Here is a 15814-nt window from a genome sequence, read left to right on the forward strand (position 1 = left end):
GCATTCTGCTCAAATCTATCTACTGGCTGTCTTGAATCATTTGAATAATTTGCTCATATTCTTCGTTATCTAAATAATTTTTAATTGGAACCACAGGGACCTGTGACTGCTGTTTATAGAGATCTTTTACACGTTCGAATAACGTATCACTAGTGATAATTAAATCAGCATCATTGGGAATATTATCCAACGCCACATTTTGAACGTGCACGTTTGGTAGATGTGCTTTTTGAACTTTAGCCGATAACATTGACGCTCCCATGGCACTAGAACCCATCCCCGCATCACACGCAATAATGATGTTTTGGATCGGGTGACTTGCAGCCACCTTAGCCAGCGTGGAACTAGACGAAAAACTGGTTGGAGAGCTTGCGGAATTGGAGTCAGGCATATCTGTTTTGGAAGATAGCGTGACTTGACTAAGTTTTAAGAAGAAACTGACTACTAAAAAAGAAACAACTAGGGCCACAAAGTAACAAATAATATTCACCAGCATGGCATTTTTCGGGGACATCATCACTAAGGCCAAAAAACTACCTGGTGAAACGGCTCCCACTGTGCCGCCATGGAAAATTTGGGCCAGCCATAGAGCGGCTATATTGCCAAACATCGGGCCCAAAATTGTAATAGGTTTTATAAGCGCATAGGGAAAAGCAATTTCCCCAATTCCGCCAAAAAACATAATTAATGCTGAAGCTGGAGCAGTACGTTTGGCCACACCCTGACCAAACAAAGAAAACGCAAGCAATAGTCCCGTCCATGTTCCACCATTAGCTTCTACCATGAATAAAATAGATTTACCCGTTGCGGCTACTTGTTGCAAACCAATGGGTACCATAATGCCATGATTAATCGCATTATTGAGAAAAAGTACTTGCGCCGGTTGTACTAAAATACTAGTTAAAGGAATTAAATTGCGCCCCATTAACCATTGCACTCCTGCTGATAAAAGCGCCAAAATACCGGAAAACAGTGGTTCCACAAAGAGAAAACCTAAAATCAAAATAAGAAAACCGATAATTCCTAAAGAAAAATTATCTACTAACATTTCTAAACCCGGTTTAATATAACCGGCAATTAATTTGTCAAATTTTTTAATCAACCAGGCAGCTAAAGGGCCCATTACCATGCCACCAATTAACATAGTAATATGTGAACCAATGACCACCCCCATTGTGGCTAAAGCACCAATCGCACCACCACGTTTGCCATAAACATTAAAACCGCCCACATAGCCAATTAAAACGGGCATTAAATATTTTAATAAAGGTGCTACAAGGCCATTTAATCGGGCATTGGGGAGCCAACCCGTAGGAATAAAAAAGGCTGCTAATAGTCCCCAAGCAATAAAGACACCGATATTGGGCATGACCATTGCACTCAAGAAACCGCCCATTTCTTGAATTTTTACTCGGAGTGAATTCAGAGATAATTTTGCATTACTATTATTTTGCATCGTCCTTTCCCCCAATAGTTTTTTATAAGCGCTTACATTTCTTATAATAGTGAGCTGTTCCTGGAAATGCTACCCTTGCTAGAGCCAGCTTTGGCAAAACCAAATTGCCAAAACTAGCTCATTTTTTTGTTAGACTAAATAATTAGTAACTTATTTCCCATTTTCAATGCAAATCAGTCCACAATAAAAAGCAATCCTGAAAGGATTGCTTTACTAAGAAATAATAATGCACTCAAGCTGCCCTAGCTCAAATAAGTTGCAGTTTTGTAGCTTGTTGGGGCTTAGTATCATACAGTTGAAAATCGTGTCCCACATTAAAGTCTTGTGCTTGCAACATTTGTGTTACCGTCTGCCGAGCCAAAGTAGGGTAATTATTATGGGGACTCAAATGGCCTAAATAAATGTTTTTGGTACGGCGCCCAATCACATCTGCCAAGACTTCGGCGCCGTCAGCATTTGACAAATGCCCTTCATCTCCTAAAATCCGTTGCTTCAATGGCCAAGGGTAAGGCCCATGGCGTAACATTGCTAAATCATGATTACATTCTATCAAAATACCATCGGCATTTTTAATAATATATTTCACCCGCTCGGAGACATAACCGGTATCAGTTAAATCGACGAATGATTTACCGTTATAATGAATATTATAAAATTGCGGATCAGCTGCATCATGAGAAACACTAAAACTTTCAATATCCATTTCCCCTAAACTGATGACAGAATTAGGCGGAAAAATATGTTTTTGAGCCGGATCAATCGGTCCAATTTTATGAGCCATTGCCGACCAGGTTTTTTGATTAGCATAAACATCTAATTGATAACGTCTGGCTAACACTCCGACTCCTTGCACATGATCACTATGTTCATGAGTCACTAACAAAGCCTGTACTTGAGCGAGATCTTGACCAATACTAGCCATTAATTGTGCGATTTTCTTACCGGACAAACCTGCATCAATCAATATTTTTTGATGCGGCGTTTGGCAATATAAACAATTGCCACTGCTGCTACTAGCCAAGACACTGACTTGTAGCGTATCATTCATCGACTATCACTCCCAGTGAACTGGCATTTTTCATTAAGCCGCCGTTAAAAGCATTAATTTTTCGAATTTCCATATTTTTATTACCCTTCGTTACAAACCCCACATACCAAATGGGGATATAAATCGTGCTACCTTTAAAATTCAACAATTTATTATACGCTAAACTTGTCCATTTAACTTGGGAATTATTGGGTATTTCATTATTTGTATATAAACTATCCACGGCCCGCCGTTCACTAATCGTAGACTGCTTTTCTCGAAGGACATTGAGTTTACCAATATAGGTTTGCTGATAACCTACCAGCCGCCCTTGGGCCAGTTGAAACGTTAACCGCCCATTTAAACTATAAAATTGTCCCCATTTTTGGGTTTGAACATACACTAAATTATTGCGATCTGATAAATTAGCACAATATTGATACTCTTTGCCAAACAGCACATTTTGATCTTTGTTTTTATACTTATTAATTGTTTTCCAAGGTTGACTACTAAAAACCAATATCGGTTCATCTAAAGTACTATTGATTTGATCTTTGTCGCTATTATAACTAATACTTTGATTGCGTAATTTGGTATAATCACGCAAAGTATGATGTTCGGTACTAGCTAAATAATAACCATGACTCGGATGATTGTCGAGTTTGCCTGCTAAGGTAATGTTATCTTGACTCATTTCCTTAGTTAAGCTGGAGCCTCCGGCCGAACTGATGCTTACCACTGCATTGCGGCTTTGACGATACGATGAAAACAAGAAGATGTCTAAGGCAATAAAAACAAATAAAAAAATTACTTCAATTCTTTTAAAGTCCATGTTTTACCTTTCTGGATTTAACCATTCATCCAATGACTTCCACTGGTCATTCATGCGAATATAATATCGCGGAACTAAATCAATGATGCTTTTATTTTGAGAATCCTGCGTCCAAGTATAGCCCACACTTAAATCTTGAATATTATGAATATTGTAACCAAATTTTTTTAAGCTGGTCAAAACTTCTGCGGTGGTCGGTAATTGGATTTCTTTTTGCGAAGTAGGGACTGGGACTTGTAAAATTTTTTTAGAAAAATTCATAGTCGTGCCATTTTTGGTAAACGTAACATCCGTCGCGCCAGTGTTGCCAGAATGAAAAATAGGAAAGCCTTCTGCAAAATTGCGAAAAATCACTTGTTGCGAACGAGGTAAATACCGATAAAGGTGCAGTCCCGTCAAAGAGTTGCCGGTTTCCACCAAATTTTGATAAGCCTTGACAAAAGTAGCACTGGTCGTCGGGGGAACTTTCATCTTGGCATAATTCGTATAAGATACCAAGCCGGTATTGTGATCCACTCTTAATAAGCGGTTCCCATTTCGATAAATAACTTGATTACCCGAGGTGTGTGAAGTAATATCTGAAACTTGCTTAGTACCCAACAAGTTCGAGATATAACTGTTATCATCCTGGAGGGTCATAAGATAACTAATGACCTTCAAACGGACCGGTTGTGTATAGAATAATTGAATTTTTTTATTAAAGAGCGCTTGATTCACATTAACAACAAAATTTTGCGCCTGCAGCAGTTTTTTTAAACGTTGTGCATTTAAATGACGGACTTGTACTTGATAAATCGTATAGTTTGGATCATTTAATAAATATAAACGGGCCTGTTGCGTTTTCCAATCCATTACCAGCATCACCCGGCGCAAATTGAAGTCGCGGGCGCGATGTAAAGCCGGCTGGTGTACTGCTTTGGCAAAAACATTGCAACTTACCGTTGTCGGATAAATCATTTGCAATGAATCATTATAATTTAAAAATTTTTGATATTGATGTTCATCTTTTTGCACTATTTGCCGCAACCCAAATAGACGAGTATGCTGCAAAACCTGAAAAATTTCATCAACTGTACTGTATTTATAATTATAAATTAATTGTGATTGGTTATTCTGAGTCACGATTAATTTCGTGGGGGCAAAGACTTCATTCATATTGGTATTTTTAGAAAGTGACTGCGGATGATGGCTGACAGACTGGACACTACTGAATTGCGTATCTGGTTGATACTTGGCATTATTCGTCCAAATTAACCAAGATAAAATTACGCTCGTGGCGACCGCAACAAATAACAAGATCCGTAAAACGTGGCTACTCAAACGCTTCATCCCACTCACCTCCTGTTTCTTGAGGATCATAAGGCAGAGAAATATAGAAAGTAGAGCCGCGATTTTCCGCGCTATTGACCCATATATGCCCCCCTTGTGCTTCAATAACCTCTTTGGCAATTGACAGACCTAAACCAGTTCCGCCTTGCTGACGTGAGCGGGCCTTGTCGACTCGATAAAAACGTTCAAACACCTTTTTAATATCTTTACGCGGAATGCCCAAGCCTTGATCCGCAATACTTAAAATGAGATTATTTTGCGTATCTACTAAGCGGCAAGTAATAATTCCCCCATCTGGAGAATATTTGATGGCGTTATTCATAATATTATCAATGGCCTGCGTTAATTTATCGGGATCAATCTCTACCCAGAGATCTTTATGTGTAAATATTCTTTTAATCGTATAACGTTTGACGGTGGTGCCTGCTTTTTCTGCTTTTTCGCGATCCTTGGCCAACAACATATCAAACCGATCCAAAATATAATTGAAAAACTCATTGAAATTCACTAATTCCAGATTAATCTTGGTGGTACCCTGATCTAGCCGTGACAAACTCAATAAAGAAGTGATCATCCGAATCATCCGATCCGTTTCATCTTGAATCACATTTAAAAAACGCGGAGCTAACTGGGGATCGGCCATCGCCCCATCATTGAGGGCTTCTACATAACTGCGCAGACTAGTCAAAGGCGTCCGTAATTCATGGGAGACATTAGACACAAACTGCCGCCGATCGCGATCAATTTTTTGCTGTTCAGTTACATCATGCAACACACAGACCAAACCCGTGGTAAAACCGGTATTCCGTTTGATTAAAGAAAAGTCGGCTTGTAAGATTAAGTCATCTTCATATTCTGCCGATTGTTCAATAATTCGTTCCGCCTGATTATCTAACAAATCTTCAAAACTGGTCGTCGCGCTAATTCCTAACAATTCTACTAAGGGTTGGTTCACGGCGGTTTGCGGATCTGTATTCAAAAATTCACAAGCGGTTTCATTAATAATAATAATATTGCCATGGCGATCCGTGGATAAAACCCCATCGCTCATTTGACTCAACACGCTATCTAAACGCGTTCGTTCTGCATCAGAATTTTCTTGTTCTTCTTCGACTTTGATGGATAAGTTATTAACTGCAATTGCTAATTGTCCTAATTCATCTTCACTATACACTTTCACTTGTCCGGAATAATCCCCGGCGGCCATCCGCAAAGCCTGCTTTTTCATTTCCGCAATGGGTCGGGTAATGGCCCGGGCCACAACAATAGAAATCAGGGCCCCTAATAAACCCGCTACTAGGGAAGCTACAAAAAAGGTAAAAACTATATCGTTAATATTTTTGTAAACTGAATCCATATCTGCCCGCGTATAAATCGCGCCAACTATTGCATTATTGCCTGTAGTCGAATTTATCAAAGGGGTGATGGATAAATAGTAGCTACCTTCCCGATCACTGTGTGAAATCTGTGTCACTTTGCGCCCGGAATACAGAACACTTTTAATCTGGGGATTGGTGGTACGTTTACCGACTAAATCTTGAGTATTATTAGCTTTGGAAGCAACAATTTGTCCTTGATTATTCACTACCACAATCTCGGAAATTTGTTGTCCACTACTGTATTCGGTGATTGCAGCTCGTGTCTGGCGCCGGGACTTAGCTGTGTTTTTGGATAAATTATTAGCTAGTGGCGTAGTGATGTAAGAAGGCAGCTGGACTTGAGTTTCAAAACTTTGAATATTTTGCTGCTCTAATCGATGCACAAAATAAGCCCCGATAATTTCAATCGTGCTTAACAACAGCAAAATAAAAATCACTGAAATTTTAAATTGAATAGAGCTAAAAAAGCTAAATTTCTTTTTCACAAGCTATGCCCTCGCACTATTATCAACGCTGCGTTACGAATCTGTAGCGTTCGCTTCATCACCATCTCTAAAGTAATACCCCACGCCCCGCCGGGTAATTAAATATTCCGGATTACTGGGGTCGGTCTCAATTTTTTCGCGTAAGCGTCGCACCGTGACATCTACCGTCCGCACATCCCCAAAATAATCATAACCCCACACAGTTTGTAATAAATTATCACGAGTTAAGACTTGATTGAGGTGTTGAGCTAAGTAATATAATAATTCAAATTCGCGGTGAGTTAATTCGATTTCGTGATTATTTTTAGTGACGGTATAAGAATCGGGAGAAATCGTTAATTCACCTACCACAATTTGCGATTTTTGTTGACTAGCATCGGGGGCTGCATTAACTTTTTGGCGCCGCAAATTGGCTTTGACCCGGGCCACTAATTCGCGATTAGAAAACGGTTTGGTCACATAATCGTCCGCACCCATTTCTAAGCCAAGCACTTTATCCAATTCCGAATCTTTAGCGGTTAACATAATAATGGGTGTATCTTTGGTTTTGCGTACTTGACGAGCCACTTCCAAACCATCAATTTTGGGCAGCATCAGATCTAAAATAATTAAATTAGGATCTTCCTCACTAACTTTGTTGAGGGCTTCTTCACCATCAAAAGCAACTACCGTTGTATAGCCTTCCTTTTCCAAATTGTACTTGATAATATCCGAAATGGTTTTTTCATCGTCAACGATTAAAATTTTACTGGGCATAAAAAGATATCCCTCCTTTATTTTCCCCTCCAGTATACTAATTTTGCCACATGATGACAAAATTCTTTACTGGAAGTCATTGTCAATTCCTCTGGAATATGCTATTATGTTTTTTGTGCTAAATGGGTGGCTAGCTCAGCTGGCAGAGCAACGGACTCTTAATCCGTGGGTCCAGGGTTCGATCCCCTGGCCACCCATAACTTAATCAAAGCTGACATCTCACTATAAAAAGTTGAGATGTCAGCTTTTTTATTGATTTCGTTTCTAATATATATAAGTCATACCAACTTTAAATAGCTAAATTCAAATTAGACGAATCAAAAATTATCCTCTATGGAGTGGTCGCGGCCATCTATTGGAAGCTTTTGGACATCATTGAACGAGTGGCCCATGAACTAACTTACAGTATCTGCGGTCAAGATCGTTGGATGCGTCATTCCCTAGTCGGAAATAAGCTCTCTTTTGGGATTCTGAACAAAAATAACAACCTTCTGTCAAACATTATTAGTTAATAATCCTGCCGCACCATTTGCTCTTAAATACAACAAGAATTGGGACCCCGAGTTACAAAGAACTGGCTTTCTATCCATTCATTAAAAAAAATTAAAATTTCCTCAAAGTATTCTCAAATTTCCACAAAACTGATATAGTGTGAACCAATCCAACGGCAGAAAGGATGATCTTCATGAATTCGAATTTAAATTTTGCCACGGCTTGTCGCGAAACTCTGCCTACGATTTTTGGTTATATTGGGATTGCTGCCACTTTCGGTATTATTGGCCGGACTTTAGGTTTTACCTTTTGGCAAGTTTTATTAACTTCCGCGCTAGTTTATGCTGGCTCTGCCCAATTGACCGCTTTAAATATGATTGCAGCGGGAAATCCTGTCCTATCCGTGGTAATTGCCACTTTTTTGGTTAATTCGCGTATTATTTTAATGAGTACGACCATCGCTAGTTATTTTCAAAAAGATTCTTTAAGTAAAAATATTTGCCTGGGTAGTTTTTTGACTGATGAAAGTTTTGCTTTGGGCATGAATAAAATCAATTACACCCATGGTCGGTTATCTTTTCAATGGTTGAACACGACTAATATTTTATCTTATCTTACCTGGGTGGGAGCAACTGCTGTAGGTGCTGGGATCGGCACAGCCGTTAAGAATCCGCAAAAGTTTGGATTAGACTTTGCCATTGTAGCGATGTTTTTAGGGCTTTTATATTTACAAGTTATTTCTGATCAACAATTAAATCGTTTTTTACAAATTTGTGTGATTGGCGGAACCATGGTTTTAACGTATCTGAGTTTAATTGTTTTACCCGCTAATTTAGTTATTATTGGCGTAACCATCTGGGGCTGTACTTTGGGGGTGTGGTTGAAACATGTTCTCTAAAACGATGTTCACGATCATTGTTTGCGGCTTGGCAACTTGGCTGTCTCGTGTCTTACCGTTTGTTCTTTTAAAATATTGGCGTTTACCAGCTAAAATCGCGGAATTTTTAGCTTTTGTTCCGATTGTGATCATGACCACTTTGTGGTTTAGTAATTTATTTACGCCCCATGTAGGGCAGTTGCCTACTTTAAATACCAATTACCTGATTGCCTCCTTGCCCACAGTATTAGCCGCCATGCTAAGTAAAAATTTACTAGTTCTTGTTATGGTAGGAGTGGTTTCCTTGGCTTTTTTACGATGGCTTTAAAAATTGCTTGAATCCTCCAACACACCTTTTTCGCCAGATCGCCGTTCTGCCTCTCCCAAAAACCTACAAACAGTCGTCCAAGAGCGGTCAATTGCCCTCGCGGCGGCTGTTTTCTGATCTATCAAAACAATTATTATAAATCCTATTGAATTGAATTAGAAATAACTGGCAGACACCTGGCTATCAGCGCTACGCCAGTCCTTACTTTGGTAGAAGACTATCGTTCATGGACGTTGGATCGTAGCAAAATATTAAAGCGCTTTATGAAAAAGCATTGACAAATTTAAATTTAGTAATTGATAATAGAGTTGTAATCGGTTACGTATCAATAATTGATGGTTTATGGTCTAGATACTAACCGAGCAGTCATCAATTGGGATGCCGCGGCGTCTTCAATCGCTCAGGGAAAGGATGAGGCCTATTGCACACAATTTTATATATCTCCAATTATTAAAGTTTTCGATTATTACGTTAACTTTTTCGCTCCATCTTTACGTCAGACATGTAAGAAGGCGATACTTTGAAGTTCGATGTAATTGTCATGGGAGGTATTAATGTAGATTTATTAGTCCACGTGCAGCAATATCCTCCCTATGGTACTAATGTTCCTGCGCAAAGCCTAGAAATTAACGTTGGTGGTAAAGGTGCCAATCAAGCAGTCGCTGTAGTTAAACAACACGTGCGTACCACTTTAATTGGCAGCATTGGCGCTGATCAATGGGGCCAGCAAGCCCTGGATTCTTTAACTCAAAATAACATTTTGCCAGATCAGGTAGTCATCAAATCCACGGCAGCCACGGGCACCGCTGTCGCGGTTGTGGATCAAACAGGTGAAAATACTTTAATGGTCGTTTTAGGCGCCAATTTGGCACTGACTCGTGATGATATTCTCACAGTTATGCAGGATTTAGAAGCCAATATCTTTCTCACTAATTTAGAAACTAGTCGTGAATCAGTGTTAACTGCTTTACAACTCGCACATAAAAAAGGAATGTATATCATTGTCGATCCCGCACCGGCCAGTTCTTATTTTCCGGAGGTTTTGCAATATGCTGATCTCGTAACTCCTAATAAAGAAGAAACTCAACAAATCACCGGAATCCCTGTGGGAAACTTTGCGGAGGCTCAAAAAGCGGCTTATTTGATTACCCAAAAAGGCGTTCCGAAAGCCATTGTCAAACTGGGTTCCCTTGGTAGCGTTTTATATGAGGCTTCCACGCAACACTTTACGATCATTCCAGCAACCCCCGTTCAAGCTGTCAATACCGTCGGCGCCGGTGATACCTTTGCCGGGGTCTTAGCCGCTAATTTAGTTCAAGATCCCGACAATTTAGTAAGCGCTATCAAAACAGCATCTAAAGCAGCCGCGCTGAAGGTAGCTCGGAGCGGCGGTCAAGCTGCTATTCCCACTCAAGAAGAAATTGCTCAATTTTCCATTTAAAATCTTACCAGGAAGAAGCGAAAAACTTTGCAGAATAAATTTTTCAGTCCCTCACTGATGTGTGCTGATTTCACCAAATTACCTCAAGAAATCCACGATCTGGAAGCGGCAGGGGCGGACTCTTTTCATTTAGATATGATCGATGGTAATTTTGTCGCCAATTTAGCCTTAGGCTTACAAGACGTGCAAGCTATCCGCGCTTTAACCACCAAACCCTTAGCAGCCCACATGATGATTAATAATACCCATCGTTATATTCAACTGTTTGCCCAACAACTAGGTGTGGATACTTTGTATATTCATCCCGAAGCCGATCCACAAATTGTCAAAAGTTTCATGGAAATCAAAGCTTACCATAAACACTGTGGTGTCGTTATCAGCCCCAACACCTCCATTGCAATGGTAGAAGAATTATTTAATCTAGTTGATTTTGTGTTAGTCATGACCGTTAATCTGGGCTTTGCAGGTCAAACTTATTTAGATTTTGTAACCACTAAAATTAAAAAATTAATTCCTTATAAACAAAAGTATAACTTCCAAATTGTCGTGGATGGCGCGATTTCTCCTGCTAAAATTGCCGAATTAGGGGCTATTGGAGTGGACGGTTTTGTTTTAGGAACTTCGGCGCTGTTTAACAAAAAAGAAGCTTACCAGGATATTTTGCCCCAACTGAGAGAATTGAATTAGAAAGAAGGAACAGATTATTATGAAATTAATTTGTGGATGTGATCCCGCCGCGGTGAGATTTTATAACAAAGTCTTACAAGCTCTCAAAGCAGAAGGCTATGACCTCGAAGATGTCGGTTGTTATTCAGAAAATGCCGGTCATGGTGGCAAGTTTGCGGAAATTGCCACCACTGTCGGTCAGAAAGTTCTAGCTGACGAGGATGCGTTTGGCTTTCTTATGTGTGGTACCGGTCAAGGCATGGCGATGGCCGCTAACAAAATTCCCGGCATTCGCGCCACGCTTTGTTATGATGTCCTACCGGCTGTTTTAGCCAAAAATGATAATAATGGGAATGTCTTATGTACTGGTGCTTGGATGATGGAAAAAAAGGGTCTGGATTATACCATGGCAGTTATTCATGCCTGGTTATTTAGTAACTACACCGGCACTCATGAAAAAGGCATGGCTGCTTTAAAACAGTTAGATGCCGCCAAACAATAAAAGAGACTTGGCTTTGGCAATTGCCAGCTTAATGCCCTTCCCTTGTCACAAGTGGAAGGGCTTTTAGATCTCGCTACTCTTGTCCAGACGAACATCTACTTAGTTTTCCATTTCCAGTTTACTTATGCGATAATATCTACAATAAGTCACCTCAGAGGTTGCAACATGCTGAAAAATAAACATCTTACTTTATACGTCACCGGTAGTATCGCTGCTTATAAAGCTTTACAGCTGACGCGCTTGTTAGTGCAGCACCAGGCACAAGTGCGCGTCGTGCTAACAGCAGCGGCACAAAAATTTATCACCCCTTTAAGTTTTCAAACGTTATCCAAACATTCTGTCCTCACAGATACTTTCGCGAGTGGGAATCCACACACCGTGGAACATATTGAACTCGCCGATTGGACTGAACTGGCCGTGATTGCCCCGGCTAGCGCTGATATCATCGCCAAATTAGCTCATGGACAAGCAAATGATTTAGCCAGTCTGGCGTTAATGGCTACTACCGCCCCTAAATTGATCGCCCCGGCGATGAATAGTCATATGTGGAACAATCCGGCAGTGCAACGTAACGTGGCCCAACTCAAACAGGATGGTTATGCTTTTGTCGATCCCCAAGAGGGTTTTTTGGCAGAAGGCTATACAGGCAAAGGCCGCATGGCCGAACCTGCACAAATTGCTGCCCTGGTCGATGCTCATTTTATAAAACCTAGTCCCAGATTACAAAATCAGCCCATTTTAGTCACTGCTGGCGGGACGCGGGAACGCTTAGATCCGGTGCGCTTTTTAGCTAATGATTCTTCCGGCAAGATGGGCTATGCTTTAGCGCAAGTTTTGCAGCAGCGTGGTGCGCAAGTGACGTTAATTTCTGCACCGACAAAGCTGCAGCCCCCAGCCCAAGTCCACCTGATTCCGGTAACTACGACAGAAGAAATGGCCACCGCAGTAAAGCAGCAATTTCCTCACATGCGGGCCTTAATTATGGCCGCTGCCGTTGCTGATTTTCGTCCACCACAAGTCGCTGCGCAAAAAATTAAAAAACAGCCCGATCAAACTACTTGGCAATTGCCTTTAATTAAAACTGTAGACATTTTACAAATGGTCGCCCACCTGAAACAACCGCACCAAGTTACCATAGGCTTTGCCGCAGAAACATCGGAATTAATTGAGCAGGCAACTGCCAAATTACGCCGGAAACATTTAGATTTAATTGTGGCCAATAATGTCGCCCAACCGGGCGTCGGCTTTAATAGTGATACTAATCAGGTGACTTTTATCAGCCCCCACCAACCGCCCAAAAGCACCCAATTATTATCCAAAACCGCCATCGCTGCTTTAGTCATTGACCAGCTGGAAATGTTGTTACAATCGTGATGTAGTTATCCCTATGATTGGCGGGTATTTCTCATGGCTTACAGCTTACTTGGCAGCTGTAAATTTTTTATAATAAGTGGGAATACTGATAAAAAAGTGAGATTAATGGATAATAAAGCTATTGTGACGAAGTTCTACCAAGAAGTTTTTCAAGCAGGGGATTTATCGCATCTGGATACTTACATGAGAGATGATTATCTTCAACATAATCCCACTGTCAAAGATGGCAAAAAGGGCTTTCGCGAATTTATTACGGGATTTTTAAAAATGCAACCCACCATTGAGATTATTAATTTGAGTGCGGATCACAATATGGTGTATGTCTTCTTTAAATGCACATTAGCCAACGGGCACGTCAATAAAGTGTGTATCGCTTACAAGCTGGTCAATTAGCCGAACACTGGGATATTATTGAACATAATGTCGAAAAGATCCAATCCGTGAATAACAATGGCCTTTTCTAACAGACAGCATGTTTCCGTTCGATACCTATGTCAGCTTTGGAAGTAATTGCCGACTGTAACGTGTGCCTGGGTGATGTTGTCAGTGCCCCCCATTTTGATGCAGACCTATAAAAAACAAGCAGAAACTTTTCTGCTTGTTTTTATTTTATAAAGAATCTGGAAATCCCAGCTAGTGGTTCATAATTGTTTGGTTTTATTCCAGACCGTGTCTTGATATAAAACCCGAATTAAGTATGCCAAAGCTCATTGCAGCAGCTATGATTCTATCGGCCGGTAAAAGAATTATATTTAATGTGGTAATAATGGCGGAATAACCAACGCGCACCATAAGCACAAGCTGCTAGTATAATATAGAGCCACGGATTTAAAATCGGATTAATCACCGGTGGTAAAATTGTAGTAATAAACATAATCGCATACATGACCAACAAGCCGAAAACTAAAATTAACGAAATCCGCCAAATCGGCTGCCGCTTACTCCGGGCTTGTTGCATCTGCTGCGTAAACCACGTAATAAGAATCCCCCATAAAATGGACAATAAAATAATAGTTACAATCCCACTTTGATTACTGCGATCGGGATGCTTGGTTGTAAAACCCACAATCCCATACATGACCGTGAAAAGAGCCCCAAACAATAAAGAATTATCGACGCTGGCTTTCCAAAATTCGGGCATCCGGGAAGTATTTTCCGGTTTTTTATTCAGTAAAGCATTCACTTTTTGATCCACTGTGCCATACAATTGCCGCGCCGGTGTCCCTTGGATTTGCGCTTGAATAATTTCTACGAGTAAATTATCAATTAGCGATTGCGCTTGCGCTGCAGTCTTACCCTGCGCTATGAGCGCTTTTCGCAAGCGAAATAAATAATCTTCATTCCGCTTACTTAATTTAGCCTGCAATTGATCAGTGCTGGCCTGAGCAATTTTTTGTTGCACATCTTTTTGTTGGGCTTTTTTTTGCACTCGCACTTGTTGTTTTTGTTGAGCCGCCTGATTTTTTTTCCTAGGGTCCATTAATTCTAACTACTCCTTAAACGTTAAATCTAAATTCAATAATATCACCGTCTTGCACTTCATAATCTTTGCCTTCCAACCGTAAACGTCCTGCTTCTTTAACGGCCTGAATACTTTGATAGTGATCTAAATCCGCAAAAGAAATAGTTTCCGCTTTAATAAATCCACGTTCAAAATCTGAATGAATCAACCCCGCCACTTGTGGTGCCTTCATGCCGCGGCGAAAAGTCCAAGCCCGGGTCTCCGGACCACCAGCTGTAAAAAAGGTTGCCAAGCCTAATAAATGATAACTAGCCCGGATTAAACGATCTAATCCCGACTCACTAACTCCTTCGGCCTCTAAAAAATCTTGTCGTTCTTCATCCGGTAACTCGGCAATTTCTTCTTCAGTTTTGGCCGAGATGGCCAGCACTTCCGCTTGTTCTTGAGCAGCATAAGCTTTAATTTGTTGATAATAAGCTGATTCTTCGGGGTTGGCCATATCTGCTTCAGCAATATTGGCGACATACAAGACTGGTTTGGAAGTTAATAGAAATAAGCCATGCACAATTTTTTGTTCAGCAGCGGTAAACTCTAAACTACGCACAGCCCCGCCAGCTTCTAAGACTGGTTTGATTTTTTGGAGTACTGCTAATTCAGCCAGTGCGGCTTTATCTTTAGTCTTCGCCACTTTTTCCACTTTGGCATAGCGTTTATTGACGCTATCCAGATCTGCAATGCTTAATTCTAAATTAATTGTCGCAATATCTTCTACGGGATCAATTTGACCATTCACATGCGTGACGTTATCATCATCAAAAGCCCGCACCACGTGCACAATCGCATCCACTTGTCGTATATTTTCCAAAAATTTATTGCCTAAGCCTTCACCTTGGCTAGCACCTTTTACAATGCCGGCAATATCCGTAAATTCAAAAGTAGTGTGCACAATTTTTTTGGCGGGGATTAATTCATCAATTCGCTGTAATCTCGAATCAGGTACTTCTACCATGCCCACATTAGGATCAATGGTGGCAAAAGGATAATTCGCCATTTCGGCGCCCGCTTTAGTAATTGCGTTAAATAACGTTGATTTGCCGACATTAGGTAAACCAACAATTCCTGCTGTTAATGCCATGCGCAAACTCCTTAATCAAAAATTCGTGGTATTTGTAACTTTTGGGGATCCAAATAAAACTCTTCGCTCTCGGCCTTCACTTCATGAGCCTGTGTGATCATCTTTTTAAATTTTTTTTCAAAATACGACCGCTTTAACATCACTTGATGTCCGCAACCCAAGCAGCGCACTTTAATATCGGCACCTAAGCGCACCACTTCCCACCGGTTGACCCCGCAAGCATGCTGTTTTTTCATCATCACAATGTCGCCTAAATTATACATGTTGGCCCCC

At 40.6% G+C, this 15814-nt stretch carries 16 protein-coding genes and 1 tRNA gene; 8 read left to right on the forward strand and 9 right to left on the reverse strand.

The window, feature by feature from the left end:
• Window positions 1–19 precede the first annotated feature (19 nt).
• The 6 genes from JG30_RS07755 to yycF form a co-directional block, all read right to left on the reverse strand.
• Window positions 20–1456, reverse strand: a complete 1437-nt coding sequence (locus JG30_RS07755) for a PTS transporter subunit EIIC (protein WP_046317855.1) — start codon at window positions 1454–1456, stop codon at window positions 20–22.
• A 247-nt stretch (window positions 1457–1703) separates the two neighbouring features.
• Window positions 1704–2504 carry an MBL fold metallo-hydrolase gene (locus JG30_RS07760; RefSeq protein ID WP_046317858.1) on the reverse strand — a complete coding sequence of 267 codons (801 nt, stop codon included), beginning with the start codon at window positions 2502–2504 and terminating at the stop codon, window positions 1704–1706.
• Window positions 2497–3315 carry a two-component system regulatory protein YycI gene (locus JG30_RS07765; protein ID WP_046317859.1) on the reverse strand — a complete coding sequence of 273 codons (819 nt, stop codon included), beginning with the start codon at window positions 3313–3315 and terminating at the stop codon, window positions 2497–2499. Before JG30_RS07765 ends, JG30_RS07760 begins: the two co-directional genes overlap by 8 nt.
• Before the next feature lie 3 nt (window positions 3316–3318).
• The gene (locus tag JG30_RS07770) at window positions 3319–4644 is read right to left on the reverse strand and encodes a YycH family regulatory protein (protein ID WP_046317861.1); all 1326 of its coding nucleotides are present in this window, start codon (window positions 4642–4644) and stop codon (window positions 3319–3321) included.
• Window positions 4628–6508: a cell wall metabolism sensor histidine kinase WalK gene (walK, locus tag JG30_RS07775; RefSeq protein WP_046317863.1), complete on the reverse strand. Its 1881-nt coding sequence runs from the start codon at window positions 6506–6508 to the stop codon at window positions 4628–4630. Before walK ends, JG30_RS07770 begins: the two co-directional genes overlap by 17 nt.
• A gap of 33 nt (window positions 6509–6541) precedes the next feature.
• Window positions 6542–7264: a response regulator YycF gene (gene yycF, locus JG30_RS07780; RefSeq protein ID WP_046317865.1), complete on the reverse strand. Its 723-nt coding sequence runs from the start codon at window positions 7262–7264 to the stop codon at window positions 6542–6544.
• Between the two features lie 124 nt (window positions 7265–7388).
• Between yycF and JG30_RS07785 the strand changes: the two genes are divergently transcribed.
• The 8 genes from JG30_RS07785 (at window position 7389) to JG30_RS08705 (ending at window position 13337) form a co-directional block, all read left to right on the forward strand.
• Window positions 7389–7461: transfer RNA gene (locus tag JG30_RS07785), tRNA-Lys, on the forward strand.
• A 488-nt stretch (window positions 7462–7949) separates the two neighbouring features.
• Window positions 7950–8654 (forward strand): AzlC family ABC transporter permease, encoded by a 705-nt coding sequence (locus JG30_RS07790; RefSeq protein WP_046317867.1) that lies wholly within the window; start codon window positions 7950–7952, stop codon window positions 8652–8654.
• Window positions 8644–8961, forward strand: a complete 318-nt coding sequence (locus JG30_RS07795; RefSeq protein ID WP_046317869.1) for an AzlD domain-containing protein — start codon at window positions 8644–8646, stop codon at window positions 8959–8961. The genes JG30_RS07790 and JG30_RS07795 overlap by 11 nt, the downstream gene beginning before the upstream one ends.
• Before the next feature lie 520 nt (window positions 8962–9481).
• Entirely contained in the window at window positions 9482–10402 is a 921-nt protein-coding gene (locus JG30_RS07800; RefSeq protein WP_052725269.1) for a ribokinase, read from the forward strand.
• A 27-nt stretch (window positions 10403–10429) separates the two neighbouring features.
• Window positions 10430–11089 (forward strand): ribulose-phosphate 3-epimerase, encoded by a 660-nt coding sequence (locus tag JG30_RS07805; protein WP_245626311.1) that lies wholly within the window; start codon window positions 10430–10432, stop codon window positions 11087–11089.
• A gap of 19 nt (window positions 11090–11108) precedes the next feature.
• A complete protein-coding gene (locus tag JG30_RS07810) occupies window positions 11109–11570 on the forward strand; it encodes an RpiB/LacA/LacB family sugar-phosphate isomerase (protein WP_046317870.1) in 462 nt (153 codons plus the stop codon).
• Between the two features lie 165 nt (window positions 11571–11735).
• Window positions 11736–12944, forward strand: coding sequence for a bifunctional phosphopantothenoylcysteine decarboxylase/phosphopantothenate--cysteine ligase CoaBC (gene coaBC, locus JG30_RS07815; RefSeq protein WP_046317872.1), 1209 nt, complete (start codon window positions 11736–11738; stop codon window positions 12942–12944).
• A 105-nt stretch (window positions 12945–13049) separates the two neighbouring features.
• On the forward strand, window positions 13050–13337 hold the full coding sequence (locus tag JG30_RS08705) for a nuclear transport factor 2 family protein (RefSeq protein ID WP_052725270.1): 288 nt from the start codon (window positions 13050–13052) through the stop codon (window positions 13335–13337).
• A 334-nt stretch (window positions 13338–13671) separates the two neighbouring features.
• On the opposite strand, the gene JG30_RS07825 is transcribed toward JG30_RS08705, so the two are convergent.
• The 3 genes from JG30_RS07825 to JG30_RS07835 are packed head-to-tail and all read right to left on the reverse strand — an operon-like array spanning window position 13672 to window position 15804.
• Complete coding sequence (locus tag JG30_RS07825; RefSeq protein ID WP_046317874.1) at window positions 13672–14424, reverse strand: DUF1129 family protein; 753 nt, start codon at window positions 14422–14424, stop codon at window positions 13672–13674.
• A 16-nt stretch (window positions 14425–14440) separates the two neighbouring features.
• Window positions 14441–15541, reverse strand: coding sequence for a redox-regulated ATPase YchF (gene ychF, locus JG30_RS07830; RefSeq protein ID WP_046317876.1), 1101 nt, complete (start codon window positions 15539–15541; stop codon window positions 14441–14443).
• Between the two features lie 11 nt (window positions 15542–15552).
• A complete protein-coding gene (locus JG30_RS07835; protein WP_046317877.1) occupies window positions 15553–15804 on the reverse strand; it encodes a DUF951 domain-containing protein in 252 nt (83 codons plus the stop codon).
• Window positions 15805–15814 lie beyond the last annotated feature (10 nt).

Source organism: Bombilactobacillus mellifer, from assembly GCF_000970795.1.
Classification (GTDB): Bacteria; Bacillota; Bacilli; order Lactobacillales; family Lactobacillaceae; genus Bombilactobacillus; species Bombilactobacillus mellifer.